At 65.1% G+C, this 14,614-nt stretch carries 11 protein-coding genes and 1 tRNA gene; 7 read left to right on the top strand and 5 right to left on the bottom strand.

Features of this window, described 5'->3' with window-relative positions; translation table 11 throughout:
* Positions 1-173 precede the first annotated feature (173 nt).
* Positions 174-1,586: an MATE family efflux transporter gene (locus tag BN1233_RS02925; protein WP_244470840.1), complete on the bottom strand. Its 1,413-nt coding sequence runs from the start codon at positions 1,584-1,586 to the stop codon at positions 174-176.
* Positions 1,587-1,679: 93 nt separating this feature from the next.
* Here BN1233_RS02925 and BN1233_RS02920 point away from each other — a divergent pair, with 93 nt between their 5' ends.
* Positions 1,680-2,738 (top strand): amidoligase family protein, encoded by a 1,059-nt coding sequence (locus BN1233_RS02920; RefSeq protein WP_082145109.1) that lies wholly within the window; start codon positions 1,680-1,682, stop codon positions 2,736-2,738.
* On the top strand, positions 2,738-3,439 hold the full coding sequence (locus BN1233_RS02915) for a gamma-glutamyl-gamma-aminobutyrate hydrolase family protein (protein WP_046861934.1): 702 nt from the start codon (positions 2,738-2,740) through the stop codon (positions 3,437-3,439). The genes BN1233_RS02920 and BN1233_RS02915 overlap by 1 nt, the downstream gene beginning before the upstream one ends.
* Before the next feature lie 18 nt (positions 3,440-3,457).
* Here BN1233_RS02915 and BN1233_RS02910 read toward each other — a convergent pair whose 3' ends face one another.
* A complete protein-coding gene (locus BN1233_RS02910) occupies positions 3,458-5,233 on the bottom strand; it encodes a response regulator (RefSeq protein WP_187144242.1) in 1,776 nt (591 codons plus the stop codon).
* Between the two features lie 290 nt (positions 5,234-5,523).
* On the opposite strand from BN1233_RS02910, the gene BN1233_RS02905 reads away from it, so the two are divergent.
* Positions 5,524-7,812: a glycoside hydrolase family 3 N-terminal domain-containing protein gene (locus BN1233_RS02905; RefSeq protein WP_244470841.1), complete on the top strand. Its 2,289-nt coding sequence runs from the start codon at positions 5,524-5,526 to the stop codon at positions 7,810-7,812.
* A 163-nt stretch (positions 7,813-7,975) separates the two neighbouring features.
* On the opposite strand, the gene BN1233_RS02900 is transcribed toward BN1233_RS02905, so the two are convergent.
* Together BN1233_RS02900 and BN1233_RS02895 are read right to left on the bottom strand one after the other, a co-directional pair.
* Positions 7,976-8,563 carry a sigma-70 family RNA polymerase sigma factor gene (locus tag BN1233_RS02900; protein ID WP_082145107.1) on the bottom strand — a complete coding sequence of 196 codons (588 nt, stop codon included), beginning with the start codon at positions 8,561-8,563 and terminating at the stop codon, positions 7,976-7,978.
* Between the two features lie 348 nt (positions 8,564-8,911).
* Positions 8,912-9,292 (bottom strand): response regulator, encoded by a 381-nt coding sequence (locus BN1233_RS02895; RefSeq protein ID WP_046861932.1) that lies wholly within the window; start codon positions 9,290-9,292, stop codon positions 8,912-8,914.
* 133 nt (positions 9,293-9,425) lie between these two features.
* Between BN1233_RS02895 and BN1233_RS02890 the strand changes: the two genes are divergently transcribed.
* The 3 genes from BN1233_RS02890 to BN1233_RS02880 all read left to right on the top strand — a co-directional run bounded on the left by BN1233_RS02890 (position 9,426) and on the right by BN1233_RS02880 (position 13,407).
* Positions 9,426-10,313 (top strand): LysR family transcriptional regulator, encoded by an 888-nt coding sequence (locus BN1233_RS02890; protein WP_046861931.1) that lies wholly within the window; start codon positions 9,426-9,428, stop codon positions 10,311-10,313.
* 122 nt (positions 10,314-10,435) lie between these two features.
* Positions 10,436-12,391 carry an aconitase family protein gene (locus tag BN1233_RS02885; protein WP_046861930.1) on the top strand — a complete coding sequence of 652 codons (1,956 nt, stop codon included), beginning with the start codon at positions 10,436-10,438 and terminating at the stop codon, positions 12,389-12,391.
* A gap of 26 nt (positions 12,392-12,417) precedes the next feature.
* A complete protein-coding gene (locus BN1233_RS02880; protein ID WP_052763681.1) occupies positions 12,418-13,407 on the top strand; it encodes a Bug family tripartite tricarboxylate transporter substrate binding protein in 990 nt (329 codons plus the stop codon).
* A gap of 152 nt (positions 13,408-13,559) precedes the next feature.
* Here BN1233_RS02880 and BN1233_RS02875 read toward each other — a convergent pair.
* Positions 13,560-13,636, bottom strand: a tRNA-Arg gene (locus tag BN1233_RS02875).
* A gap of 147 nt (positions 13,637-13,783) precedes the next feature.
* On the opposite strand from BN1233_RS02875, the gene BN1233_RS02870 reads away from it, so the two are divergent.
* Positions 13,784-14,572: a hypothetical protein gene (locus BN1233_RS02870; protein WP_074078249.1), complete on the top strand. Its 789-nt coding sequence runs from the start codon at positions 13,784-13,786 to the stop codon at positions 14,570-14,572.
* Positions 14,573-14,614 lie beyond the last annotated feature (42 nt).

Below are 14,614 nucleotides of genomic sequence, written 5' to 3'. Positions count from 1 at the left end.
ATGCCATCATGACTGGCTACCGCCACCGCGAGCCGTGGTCGGCACACGACGCAGCCCATCCCAATGTCTCCTCGTCATGGCGAACGACGTGAAGCAATGACGGGCGATGCATGATGGACAGGTGCCCCGAGTCGGAATCAGACCGGCGCCCCGATACCCGACTCTGCGCGTGATCAGGCGCCTGCGGTCCGCACCAGTCCGAGGCGCTCGCGGTTGATCCAGCGGTGGAGCATGAGCACCGCCACGACCCCAAGCCCGGCCGCGAGGCCGATCCAGATCCCGATCCCGCGCAGGCTGGTCCCGAAGGCGAGGCCGAATCCCAGCGGCAGGCCGACGCCCCAATACCCGAGGGCTGCGAACAGCATCGGCATGCGCGTATCGTGCAGGCCGCGAAGCATGCCGGCGCCAACGGCCTGTGCCCCATCGGCAACCTGGAAGATGGCTGCGAGCAGGAGGAACTCCACCGCAAATCCGATGACCCGCATGTTCTCGGGCTGCCCGAAATCGAGGAAGAGACCGAGGAGATGCTGCGGCGCGAACAGCATCGTCAGCGCCGTGAAGGTCATGAAGCCGACGCCGAGTGCGAAGGCCGTCCATCCAGCCCGCGTGACGCCGGACGGATCCCGCGCCCCCTGAAAGCGTCCTACCCGCACGGTGACTGCCTGGCCGATCCCGAACGGCACCATGAAACAGAAGGATGCGATCTGAATCGCGACCGCATGCGCGGCCAGTTCGTCCGCCCCGATGCGGCCCATCAGGAAGGCCGCGGCATTGAAGACCGTCGTCTCGAAGGCAAGCGTGCAGCCGATCGGCACGCCGAGTCGCCAGACGGCGCGGAAACGCGGCCAGTCGGGACGCCAGAACCGGCCGAACACATGGTACCGGCGCAAGCGCCGATCCGAGACGATCACGGCGATCAGCGTGAAGGTGCTCGAAACGACTGTTGCGACGCCGACGCCGGGAAGCCCGAGAGCCGGTGCTCCGAAGTGGCCGAACATGAGGGTCCATGCGATGCCGAAGTTCAGGGGCACCGCGAGGAGCCCGATCACCATCGGCCAGCCCGGGCGGCCGAGCGCCGCGAGAAAATGCCGGAGCACGAGATAGGCCAGGAACGGGACGAGACTGCCGCAGAGCATCCGTACATACGGCCCCGCGAGTGCAGCGAGCCTCGGCTCCTGGCCCATGGCTCGCAGGATGGCCTCGGCCTGCCACGCGATGGCGGTAATCGGGACGGCGACGACCAGCGCCGCCCACAGGCCCTGGCGCACGGTGCGGCGCACTTCGCGCACCGAATGCCGTTTGCGGCCGACTTCGTGCGCAACGAGCGGCGAGGTCGCGGTCACGAGGCCGATCCCGAAAGTGAGAAGGGCAAAGTAGAGATTCGTCCCCAGGGCGCCCGCCGCAAGGGCTTGTGGCCCAAGCCAGCCCATCAGGAGGACGTTGCTCGTCAAGAGCGCATTCTGGGCGACATTCGTCGCGACGAGAGGCCAGCTCAGGGCGAGGGTCGCCCGGAACTCGGCCCACCACGCCGCCCGTCCGGCGTCGAGCCCATTGTCAATACGCGAAGCGGCGACCTGCATGCTCATGGGGGGCTTCTAGCCGGGTCCTCGTCGGCGGGCCATCGCTTCGCGAGCAATGGCCTTCTGCCCGCGAGCCCCGTGGGGGGAGAGACACCGTGCATGGCACAGACCACGGAACTCTGCAGGACAGCGTCCGTTGCCCATCTGCCCCGTGTGGTCGCAGCGACGAGGTCACCGATGGCGCAGGCGGCGCCCCTGCTTCCTACTCCCGCAGATTTTCTTCTGCCCCCGATCCTCCACACGGAATCCGGTGCGGTGCGGGGCGTCGGAGTGGAGATCGAGTTCGTCGGACCGACGGCCGAGAGCATCGCCAAGCGTCTATCCGACGCGCTTGGCGGGCGTGTCGTCCAAGAGGATCCGCACTCATTCCGCCTCGAGGATTCGAGCCTCGGCCGGATCCGCGTCGAACTCGACAGCCGAATCGTCCATCCCGGCAAGAAGCCGGGGCTCCTCGGCGGCGTCATGCCGAAGATCGCCGCCTGGTTCGGCTCGGCGGCGAGCTTTCTGATCCCCTGCGAGCTGGTGACGTCCCCGATCCCGATGGATCGCCTCCACGAGGCCGATGGCCTCCTTCAGATCCTTCGCGAGGCCGGTGCACGCGGCACGCAGGACGCCCCGCTCTATGCCTTCGGCCTGCATTTCAACCCGGAAATTCCCCGGTCGGACGCCCCGTCGATCATCGCAATCCTGAAGGCCTTCGTGCTTCTCAATGCATGGCTTCGCAGAGTCGTGGCGCCCGATACGACACGCGCCCTGCTGGGCTTTGCGGATCCGTTCCCCACTGAATATGCACGCCTGCTCGTGGCGCCCGACTACTGGCCGGAGCTTCCGGGCTTCATCGACGATTATCTCGCGTTCAACCCGACCCGGAACCGCGACCTCGACATGCTGCCACTCCTCCTCCATCTCGATGAGGCGAGGGTTCGGGCGGCGCTGCCAACTGAGAAGATCAATGGCCGGCCCGCCTTCCATTACCGCCTGCCCGATGCCCGCGTGAGCGATCCGGGCTGGAGCGTGGCTCCCGACTGGAACCGCTGGGTTGCCGTCGAGCGGCTCGCGTCCGACCGCGAGCGCCTCGAGAGCGTCGGCCTCGCCTTCCTTGCATACGAGGGCGAGGAGAAGAGCTGGGGCGATACCGTGGAGCGGATCGCATTCTGATGGCGAGTCCCCTCATCGGCGTCACGACCTCGAAAAGAGGAGGCTGGAGAAGCTACCTGATGCACCGGCTCGCGCTCAGGCGCGCCGGCGCCCGCGCGATCCGGCTCGTGAGCGGAGCGCCTTCCCCCGCCGAGCCGCTGGCCGGACTCGTGATCGGCGGCGGCGACGATATCGGCGCCGAGATCTATGGCGGGCAGGTGCTTCCCGATGTGCGGATCGATCCGGAGCGGGACCGGTTGGAACTGCATCTCCTCGAGGCTGCCATTCCGGCGCGCCTGCCGATCCTCGGGATTTGCCGCGGCTCGCAGATGATCAATGTCGCCCTCGGCGGGACGCTCCACGCGGACATTCACGAGGTCTATGCGCAGGCGCCGCGGATGCGAACCGTGCTGCCTCGCAAGACCATTTACATCACTAAGGGCAGCCGGCTCGACGCCATCATGCGGTGTGATCCCTGCCGGGTGAACGCACTCCATCACCAATCGGTGGACCGGCTCGGACGTGGCCTCGCGATCGTCGCCCGCGACGAGAGTGGGATCGTGCAAGCCGTCGAGGATTCGGGCGCGCCCTTCCTCGTCGGCGTGCAATGGCACCCCGAGCTGCTCGTCTGGAAGAAGCCGCAGCAGCGCCTGTTTGCAGCGCTTGCGGAGGCAGCCCGCACGGCACCGGAACGGCTGCCCATCGCGCTATCGGCCGTGTAGTTCCATCTGGCGTGCTTGCTACGCCGGTCTCCGCGAGAACGGCAAGACCTTCTGATCTTCAGAGGGCTGCAGTTGCCTCTGAAGGGCGGCATGGAGGTCACGGCTCGAGATGGGCTTGTGGAGGACCGGGAAGGGGCATTCCCGCGCGTGAACCATCGGATTGCCAGTGATCAGAACCACCGGGAGGGTCGGATCGCGATCGCGGATGAGATGAGCCAGCGCGATCCCGTCCAACTTCCCGGACATGGTCACGTCCGTGAGAACGACGGCAGGCCGCCGGGCCGCGATGGACTCGATCGCCCGGTCGGCTCCGATCGCAACGCGGGTCGCGTATCCCGCCCGTTCAAGGAGCCCCTGCATCGCAAGAGCGACCTCCTCCTCGTCGTCAACGACGAGGACCTCTGCCGCGGGCTCCGTCTCCTCCTCGTCCTCGACGAGGTCTTCGGCGCGAGGCTTCCCGCCGATCCGCGCCGGCAGATCCGAACGCGGCAGGACGAGAGACACGGACGCCCCCTCTCCCTCTCGGCTCGTGATTTCGACGATTCCGCCGTGTTGCCTCGCGAAATCCTGAATCAGCTGCATTCCCGGAGCCCCCGCGATCACGGCGGCCTGTTCCGGCTCGCTTTGGATATCAGCCGCTCGCCCGGCGGGACTCTGGCTGACCCGGATCTCGACGAATTCGCCGCTCAGCTCGGGATCGGAAAGGGAGCCGCGCCGGATGACGGCGTTGTGCGCGTCCAGATGCACGGTGCCGCCTTCCCTCATGGTCTCCCGGGCATTGACGGCGAGGTTCACGATGGCGGTCTCGAGGCGATCGGGATCCACCTTCACGGGCCAGAGATCCTCGTCGACCGTCATGACGAGTTCCGCGGAATGTCCCGGGAAGGAACGCTCCAGCAATGTCGCAATGGAGCCGAGCTGTTCGGCCGTATCGATGTATTGCGCCTGTGATTCGTGCTGTCGCGCGAAAGCGAGCAGTTTGGAAATCAAGGCCTCGGCCTGGTCGGCCGCAACCAGGGCCGAGACGAGACGCCGGCGCAGATCGGGACGATCCTTGATGTGTTTCGCGACCGAATCGATGCTTGCGGTAATGACCATCAGGCGGTTGTTCAGATCGTGCGCCAGGCCTCCGGTCAGCCGCGTCAGAGCGTCGAATTTCTGCGACCAGCGAAGCCGATCGTCGGCCGGAAGCGGCGCCGCTTCGTCGGGGGCTGGCTCTTCCGAAAGGGTGGTCGCTTCGATGCCGGGTTCTGCTTCCGCCACGGGCGCGGCCGGCTCCAAGGCCGTGATCAGGACGGCATCGATCCTCCCGTCTCCGGAGGACGACAGCGGGGTACCCGTGAAGACGAACGGTTGGATGGACCCATCCCGGTGCCTGAGTCCGGCTTCGAGGGAGAGGGGACGCCCCTCTCCCAGAAGACGCGGCAGGGCACCCCGAAACCGCGAATCGGCCGGGTCGACGAGGCTCTGCAGGATGGCGTCGCCGGCCGGAGCGGGGCCCGTGAACGCGGAGGCCCGGCTATTCGCATGAATGATGCGGCCATCTTGGCCAACGATCCAAGCGAGAGCCTGCACACTCTCTGCGATCTGCCCGAATCCCGCCCTCTCGACCGTGAGGAGCCGCCTCTGCCACAGGAAAGCGGCCCCTGCCCCGATAACGAGGAGAAGTCCCAACCCGACCAGCACCGGTCCGGGTGCGCCGGTGGCGATCAGGAGGATGAGCAGAAGCCCTGCAAGCGCGACTCCACCCCACGCGGCCGTAAGGACAGTTCTCGTATCCCGATGACGCCTCATCCTGCGCCTCGCACGCCACACGACCGTCGACTCATGAAGATATACGCACGGAGCGTCCCCCGGATCCGTGAATTGCACCACACATGAACGATTCTGGGCCTTCGTGTAGGAAGCGCCATTGATTTCCGCACGGCTGCACATCCCGCACCCGGGGCCGAGCCCAAGAGGCTCCTCCCCGCCACGATCCGGCTTGTCATGCGTAGCCGAGCGTCGCAAGTCCTCAGCCCCGGAGAGGAATCGCACTTCGACGGGCGCCGCTCTATCTCCGGAGGGTCATCGAGGGATCTCCGTTGCCGCTTCGCTTCGCCCGTGCTCTCGTCGTGATCCTCGCGACGCTCCCGTTCAATTCGCCCATCGTCTCCCAGGAAAGCAAAGCCGACCCTGCGGTTTCGGGATGGCCCGCGACGGCGCGGGACGATGTTGTCGAGACGCAAGTGGAGGACCTCCTCCGGCGAATGACCCTCGAGGAGAAGATCGGACAACTCAATCTCGTCTCGCACGGCCCGCCCCTGAAATGGAACGAGATCTCGGAGGGGCGCATCGGCGCGCTCCTCAACTTCAATGCCGCGGGAGACATCGCCAGGGCGCAGGCGCTTGCCCGGCAATCGCGTCTCGGAATCCCGCCGCTGTTCGGCCTCGACGTCCTGCATGGCTTTCGCACGCAGTTCCCCATCCCTCTCGGCGAGGCGGCTGCCTTCAATCCGGAGCGCTCCCGCGAGGCCGCGGCCTGGGCCGCGCGGGAGGCCTCTCATATCGGCGTGCAATGGACTTTTGCGCCGATGGCCGACCTGTCCCGTGACATCAGGTGGGGCCGGATCGTCGAGGGCTTCGGGGAAGATCCGCATCTCGGGGCCGTCCTGACCGCAGCCCGCGTGGAGGGCTTCCGCCAGGGCGGGCTTGCGACGGCCGTGAAACATTTCGCCGGCTACGGGGCGCCGCAGGGCGGGCGCGATTACGACGCGTCCTCCATCCCTCCGGCCGAGTTGCGCGACCTCTATCTCCCGCCGTTCCGGGCCGCCTTTGCCGCCGGCTCCGTGAGCGTGATGGCTGCCTTCACTGCGCTGAACGGCGTTCCGGTAACCGCCAATTCCTGGCTTCTCGAAAAGGTGCTGCGCGACGAGATCGGCTTCGATGGCTTCGTGACGTCCGATTGGGCGGGAATTCACGAGCTGCTCGGCCACGGCGTGGCCGCGACCGAGGCCGAGGCCGCACGCAAAGCTCTGCTCGCCGGCGTCGACATGGACATGATGGGAGAGCTCTACATCCAGCACATTCCCGACGAGGTCCGTGCAGGACGGGTTCCGATCGAGGCCGTCGACGAAGCCGCGCGCCGAGTGCTGCGCGTGAAGTTTCGCCTTGGCCTGTTCGACCGTCCGGATGCGGATCCCGCCCACGTCGATGCAGTCTTTCCATCCGCCGAGGCCCGTGCGGCGAGCCGCGCGGTCGCACGCGAGACGCTCGTTCTCCTGCACAACCGGGGCGATGTCCTGCCGATCGGACCGGACGTCCGCCGCATAGCGGTAATCGGCCCCTTGGCCGATGCGCCTCGCGACCAGCTCGGGCCTCATGCGGCGCGTGCGCATGCTTCGGACAGCGTTACGATCCTCGAAGGTATAAAGTGGCGTGCCCGATCGAGCGGGATCGCGGTCTCGTATCACGCGGCTTGCGACCGGCTCTGTTCCCGCGACGACGGGTTTGCCGAGGCACTCGAGGCGGCCCGGCAGGCGGATCTCGTCATTGCGGTGTTCGGTGAGCCGGAGACTCTTTCGGGAGAGGCCGCCTCGCGGGCTCACCTCGGCTTGAACGGCCGGCAGCCCGCGATCCTGCGCGCTCTGGCCGAACTCGGAAAGCCCATGGCGCTCGTGCTCGTCGCCGGGCGCCCTTTGATTCTCGACGACCTCGCCGAGACGATCCCGGCCATCCTGATGGCCTGGTATCCGGGGACCGAGGGCGGCTCCGCCGTCGCGGATGTTCTTTTCGGCGATGTCACACCGAGCGGAAAGCTGCCCGTGAGTTGGCCTCGCAGCGTCGGCCAGATCCCGATCTACTACAACAGGCTTCCGAGCGGGCGACCGACACTGGAGAACAATCGGTTCACCCTGAACTACATCGACGAGGCGGTGACGCCGCTGTTCCCCTTCGGATATGGGCTCGGCTACAGCCGCTTCGAATATCTCGGTTCGTCCATCGCGGACACGATGCTGACGCCCAGTGATACTCTCGCAGTGACGGTCACTCTGCGGAATGCCGGTGCGCGGCCCGGGCAGGAAGTCGTGCAGCTTTATATCCGTGATCCGGTTGCGAGCCGCTCTCGGCCGCTGCGTGAACTCAAAGCCTTCCGGAAGGTTGCGCTGCAGGCAGGCGAGCAACGCTCGGTCGTCCTGTCCGTCCCGGTCCGCGATCTGGGATTCCATCGCGACGACGGGACCTATGTCGTCGAAGCCGGAGCCATCCAGCTTTTCGTCGGCGGAAGCTCCCTTGCAGAACCGATCGGGCAGATCACGATCACGAAGGAATTGCAGCTTCCACCCGGGGCACGGCAGATTGCCGGCAGCGAGCCCACGACGACGGCGCGATGAGGTGTCCTTCCAGTCGCGAGGAAACGAGAAGGCACTTGACGGATTGCCGCTTCGGCAACCGCAGCACTGCGGCTCGTTTCTGACCGGCTCGCCCGGGCTCCTGTCTGTCGATGCGAATCGTTGCGCGCCTCTCACGTTGATCCGCATCATGGCCCGACAGGATTCATCTTCCCGTGTGAGGGCTGTAAAGAATAGCCCGCACGACACGGTCGGGACCAATTTCGTCGAGATCGTCGAGTTGCATGATCTCGGCGAGCCGGTTGCGTGCGCGATTCACGCGGCTCTTGATGGTACCGATCTGCGCGCCGGTGATGCGCGCCGCCTCCTCATAGGAAAAGTCCTCTGCGGTCACGAGCAGAAGCGCCTCGCGCTGTTCCGCGGGCAATTGCGCCAGCGCCTCGCGAAGCTCGCCGAACTCGATCACCCCGACCTGGTTCGGCATGACGGAGAGGCGCCGTGCGTGGTTGCCGTCGGGATCCTCCATCTCGCGACGGCATCGCCGATGATGCGTATGGAACAGATTGCGCAGGATGGTGAAGAGCCACGCCTGCAGGCAGGTGCCCGGCGTGAACAGGTGATCCTTCGACAGAGCGCGCACGAGCGTGTCCTGAACGAGATCGTCGGCGGCATCGACATTGCCGGTCAACGAGATCGCGAAGGCGCGCAGATGCGGCAGAGCGCCAAGCAATTCGGATCGGGAGAACGTGGCAGGCTTATGTGCCTGTTCCTTCGGTGCAGATCCCGATGTCATGCAACACCGACGGACACGACTGCGTTCCGTGCCCGAATCCTGGGAGGAACACGGCACAGGCCGAAGCGGATGACGAGCGTGCTCGTCGCAAGCAGGTGTGACCGTCCCGAGGACCCTCTGCCCCGAGCGACGCAACTTCTACGGATTCGTACTTTCATGTCTGCTCGGCAACCTCAACCGGGCGGCTCGACGGCCTGCCCTGACTGAGGTCATCCTACAGGGGGTTTCCGCAACGGCATTCACATAGACTAATCGTGACGAAAGGCCCGGTCGCTCACAAGCGGAGGCGTATGGGTCGAACTCTGTTTGCGAATACGACTAGTATCCGCAGCATCATCGTGGTGGAGACTACTGCCTCAATGAGGCGCGCTCTGCCTGCATCAATATTTCGAGGGCTCGCCAGGGCTTCGACATGAAGATTGCGTTTGCGGGCAGTTGCCGCACCCGGTCATCCGGGAAACCGGTGGTCACGACGACCCGAACCCAAGGCCAGTTCTTCCCGACTCGACGAGCAAGCTCAACCCCGTCCATGGCGCCTGCGAGCCATACATCGGTGAAGATCAGAGCGACGTCGGGAGCGCATCGATCCAGATAAGCCACGGCGGCTTCGGCCGAGGCGCATTCGACCACTTCGAGTTCGGTCTCTTCGAGCATGGCGGCGGCGAGATCCCGAAGCGTCTCCTCGTCCTCGACCACGAGGGCCTTCTTGCGGCTGATCGCTCGTCCCATGCCTCTCTCCTGATTTGCCGCCAAACCGGGTGAACGATCCTGACGCGGGAGGGTTTCAGCGGGGCCGTTGACGTATGTTACTGCCGTCACCGAGTGATATCGGCAGTTCTGCCCTCCTGGGCCGAGGAAAGCTTTGGCGCTTCGCGTTGATCCCTACAGTCTGCGCTTGTTCCTGTCGGCGGCGCGCGAGGGTTCCCTGGCGCGTGCCGCCGAGAAGGAGCATATCGCGACATCGGCCCTGAGCCGCCGGATCGCAGATCTGGAGCAGGTGCTTGGTGCGCCATTGTTCGTCCGGTCACCCCGAGGAATAGCCCTGACCGATGCCGGGCGAATTGCGCTTGATCGCGCTACCCGGATCGAGGCGGACCTTCGCTCCCTCGCGCGAGACATTCAGGCCCAGACCGGTCAGCTTTCGGGGATGTTGCGGGTCGTCGCGAATGCGTCGGCCATCGTGGGCTACCTTCCCGAACGGCTGAGGGCGTTTCGCGCCGATTATCCGGCCATCGATGTGGCACTCCAGGAATGCTCTTCGCAGGAGGTGGTGCGCGCCTGCCTCGACGATCGGGCGGATGTCGGCATCGGCGTCGCCCTCGAGGTCCCGTCCGGGATCGAGGCATGGTTCTTCGCACAGGACCCCCTGATGGTGGTGCTCCCGAGGGGCCATGATGCGGCACGGAAGCAGTCTCTCACCTTCGCCGAAGTGATCTCTCACCCGATGGTCACCATCCAGGCGGGAGGCTCCCTCGACCGCCTGATCCGCGCAAAGGCGGCAGAGTCGGATCTGCCCCTCAACATCTGTGTGTCGGTCAACAGCTTCGATGCGGTCTGCCGCATGGTCGAAGCTGGTCTCGGGATTGCCATCGTTCCGAAGAGCGCCGCATCTGCCTATGCTGGCACCAATCGCTTCGCCCGGCGGATGCTTGCCGAATCCTGGAGCGAGCGGAACTTACATATCTGCGCATTGCGGAAGACCCCATGCCCGCCAGCCACTCAGGCCTTTATCAATGTCCTGCAGGGCTGAGGCGCCATCCGTGTCGTCATCTCCGGGGCCAGCCTGAGCCATCGCGTTCTGCGATGCCCCCCATCCTGTCTTAGCAAGCCAGCGTGCGGCATCCTCGCGATAATGATGCGCGAGAGCCACCCATGACGAAACTTTCTTTCTACAGTCGAACCCTTTTCCTCAGCGCCGATCCCGCGAAGGTGCAGGCACAACTCGATGGCAGCCGGCTGACGCTCGTTGAGGCCCTTCCTCTCCGGGACGACATTTCGACGGACGAGATCACGCCCATTCCGTCGCTCGTCTATTATGACGACCGTCTCGGGGCGCATCCCTATACGGGCTTCAAAGCAGGGGACGTCCGCCCCATCGGCGAGAATGCGATCCGGAGTGGCGGCTTCGGCATCACGGTAGCCGGGCGCCGCTACGGCAAGGGCTCATCGCGTGAGCACAGTCCGGCTGCGGAACTGGCGGCCGGGATCCGTCTCGTCATCGCCGAGAGCTTCGAGCGAATCTATCGGCAGAATGCGGACAATCTCGGCCTGTTCACATCGACCGACTTCGGTCTGCTGGACCGCATCGCGCGGGGAGAGGAGATCGATATCGAGGAGCTCGTTGCCGGGAGAGACGCTCTCGCGGCGACCATCCTGCGCAGCGGCGGCTTGTTGCGCTACGGCCAGCAGCGGCTTCTCACTTCGCGGGTGAACACCGGGCCCGAACAGGCGGCCGAGTCAGCCAAGCCACAAACGCTCTTCGAAAAGATCATTGCGCGTCATGCAGTGAAGACTGCGGATACCGGAGTCCTGCGCCCTGGCGCCGGTGGGTTCGTGAGGGCGGACTTTCGGTTCATCCACGAATACTACACCGGCATGTGCAGTCATCTCCTGCACAAGACCTTCGGAAAGCCCGCTCCGCTCCGGGACTCCGGCACCATCATCTGCTTCGAGGATCATCTCTCGTATGTCCATCGCAGCCCGGTTCACGTCCAGGCCGGCCTGATCCCGGAAGTGCGTGGACTCTCGGCGGCACACCGCGACTTCGTCGCTGAATATGGTCTGCGTTCCCACGGCTATCTGGCCAGCGGAGAGGGGTCCGAAGGCATCTCTCATGCGATGATGGCCGAGAGCTACGCACTGCCGGGCCAGCTGATCGTCGGCACCGATTCCCACACGCCTCACAGCGGGGCACTCGGCTGTGTTGCCTTCGGCGTCGGCACGACCGACATGGCCAACAGCATGGTGACGGGCGCCGTGCGCCTCACCGTTCCCGAAGCGCTGCGCGTCGAGCTGGTGGGACCGATTCCGCGGGGCGTCACCGCCAAGGACATCGTTCTTCACCTTCTGGCGCTGCCGTCGCTGAAATCCGGCACGGGAGTCGGCAAAGTGTTCGAGTTCGCCGGATCGGCGATATCGGAACTCACGACCGACGAGCGGGCGACGCTCACCAACATGACCGCCGAGCTTGGCGGCTTCACGGGAATCGTCGCGCCAGATGCAGAAACGGTGCGCTTTCTGCGGGAACGCCGCGGCATCACATTCAAGATCGAAGATTGGATGCGCAGCGACGACGGCGCCCATTATGCAGACGTCATCAAAGTCGACTGCGCGCGCGTCGTGCCTATGGTCGCCGCGCCGGGAGACCCAGGCAACGGCATCAAGCTGGATGATCTTGCCGAGCGGGTGAGATTCGACATCGCCTATGGCGGATCCTGCACGGCCGGCAAGCGCGAGGATTTCGATCGGTACCACGAGGTCCTCGCCTGGGCGGACGCCCAGGGACTCAAGGTCGCTCCGCATGTGAAGCTGTATCTGCAGTTCGGCACGGCCGCAGTCCGGGACTACTGCGTGGAGCAAGGCTACCTGGACACGTTCCGCCGGGTCGGCGCCGAATTGCTCGAGCCGAGTTGCGGCGCCTGCGCGAATTGCGGCCCGGGCTCATCGGTCCGCGCCGACCAGGTGACGGTCAGCGCGATCAACCGCAATTTCCCGGGCCGCTCCGGCCCCGGACAAGTCTGGCTGGCAAGCCCTCCGACGGTGGCAGCCAGCGCCATAGCCGGCGTGCTCGTCTCGTTCGACGAGCTGCGCCAACAACACTCGTCATGAGTCGAACATCATCGGGAGGGAGCCTCATGGTTACTTCGAACAACATAATCCGGCGCACGCTGCTCCTGGGCGCATCGCTCCTGTCGTTCTCGTTTGCTACATCGCTTGCTTCGGCGGAGACATACCCCAGCCGCCCTATCCGTGTGATCGTTCCGCTCGCAGCGGCATCGACCGTCGACATCGTCGCCCGCGCGCTCGGCGAGGAACTGGCCACTACGATGGGCCAACAATTCGTGATCGACAACCGGCCCGGCGCAGGCGGTGTGATCGGAACCGGTGAGATGATCCGTGCGGAGAAGGATGGCTACACGATCGGCATGACGTCATCCAACCACGTCATCAGTCCGTTCATCATCAAGTCGATCTCGTTCGACAGTCTCAAAGACATCACCCCGATTACGGTCGTGGGCACGGTTCCGCTCGTACTCGTCACGCATCCCTCTTTGCCTGTCAGAACGGCCGGGGACCTGATCGCTCTCGCAAAGGAGAAACCCGGAGCCCTCGATTATGGATCGGCCGGCAATGGCAGCGCGCTGCATCTCGCAGGAGTGCTGTTCACGACGGAAGCAGGCGTCGACATGCGTCATGTGCCTTACCGTGGGACGGGACCACTGACCAACGACCTCATCGCCGGCCATGTGAAGATCGGCTTTCTGTCAGCGACGGCGGCCCTTCCTCAAATTCAGAGCGGCACGCTGCGCGCCATAGCGGTCTCCACGCCGACACGAATCGAGGCGCTTCCGGACGTTCCGACATTGGCCGAGTCAGGGCTGAAAGATTACAGCTTCGATGCCTGGATCGCGATGATCGCTCCTGCAGGTCTTCCAAAGCCGCTCGTCGATCGGCTCTACTCGGAAACCAGGACCGTACTGGCAACGCAGAAGATGAAGGATGCATTCGCCTCGCAAGGCGTGACGATTATCGGAAGCGATCCGGCAACGGCCGAGAAGTTCTTCGAGAGCGAGCTCGCCAAACACGAGAAGCTCGTCGCTGCGGCCGGCGCGACAACGGATTGAGGGTCGGGACGTCAGGGCCTGCACGCTGCCGCCTACAGGAAATCGCGATTAGCGACCGGCCGCTCACGATTCACCGTTCCACGCCCGACGGATGGGACGCGCACGCTGTCGTAAGCATTCTTAGCGCGTGCTTTCACTATGGCGATGATGGGTGGCGTCCCCGGCAGGGCTCGAACCTGCGACCCCAGGTTTAGGAAACCTGTGCTCTGTCCAGCTGAGCTACGGAGACCCACGGCTCCCGTATAGCATCGCCCGATCCTTCCTGCCAACGCGGGTTTCGACGTGGCGCAAGGCAGCGCCTCGTTTTGGACCTGGAGGAGCCGGTTCATAGCGCCTCGACCTTCGCCTATGCGGGCGGGTGGTGTATCGCGGCGGCATGCCTGTCGTGATCGCCCTGATCCTCCTGCTCGTCCTCGCCTCCGGCGCTCACGCCCGGGACCCGACTACCCTGTGTACTACGGAGTCCTCGTCGGATCGGCTCGAGGCCGTGGCCGACAATGGTGACCTAACGCTCGCCGGGGCTGGCCTCGCCCGACTGGCCGACATACGGCTGCCCGAGTCCGGCCCGGAGCGCGAGCAGGCGCTCGGCCGTCTGCGCGGCCAGACCGGCGCCGACCTCGCCGTCCAGTCGAATGGCCGTCGAGACCGCTGGAACCGGATCGAAGCGCATCTGCGAACCCTGACCTCTCCCGAGGTCGATCTGGCTGCCGATCTCGTCTCCGCAGGCCCTGCCTTGGTCGACCCGGCTGCTGCGCCCGTGCTCTGCCGCACCGACCTCCTGGCCGTCGAGAACGAAGCTCGGCAGCAGGGTCTTGGTGTGTGGCAGCTGGAGCGCTATAAGCCCGCTTCCGTTGCGGAGCTGTCCCGCCTTCTTGGACTCGTTGGAGAATTCGTCCTCATCGAGGGAAGGATTCGCAGCGTTGGCGAGCGGCAGAGTCGCACTTATCTGAATTTCGGATCGGATTGGTCTCACGATGTCACTGTCGTCCTGCCGAAAAAGGCTTGGCTCCGTCTCCTCGATTCGGGGCTTTCGGCGGATGCGCTGAGGGGACGCGTGGTTCGGGTCCGCGGTCTGGTGGAGAATGCAGGCGGGCCCGCGCTCACAGTCACCGCGCCTGAAACGATCGAGGTCTTGCAGGACGACCGGCGGCAGCCTTCGAGATGATGAACAAGGGTTTTCTTACGGAGCCTCTCGCGAGCTTCATCG

The sequence above is a fragment of the Microvirga massiliensis genome, from assembly GCF_001006805.1.
Lineage (GTDB): Bacteria > Pseudomonadota > Alphaproteobacteria > Rhizobiales > Beijerinckiaceae > Microvirga > Microvirga massiliensis.
The sequence above is the reverse complement of the archived record's forward strand: the minus strand, read 5'-3'. Positions and strand labels throughout refer to the sequence as shown.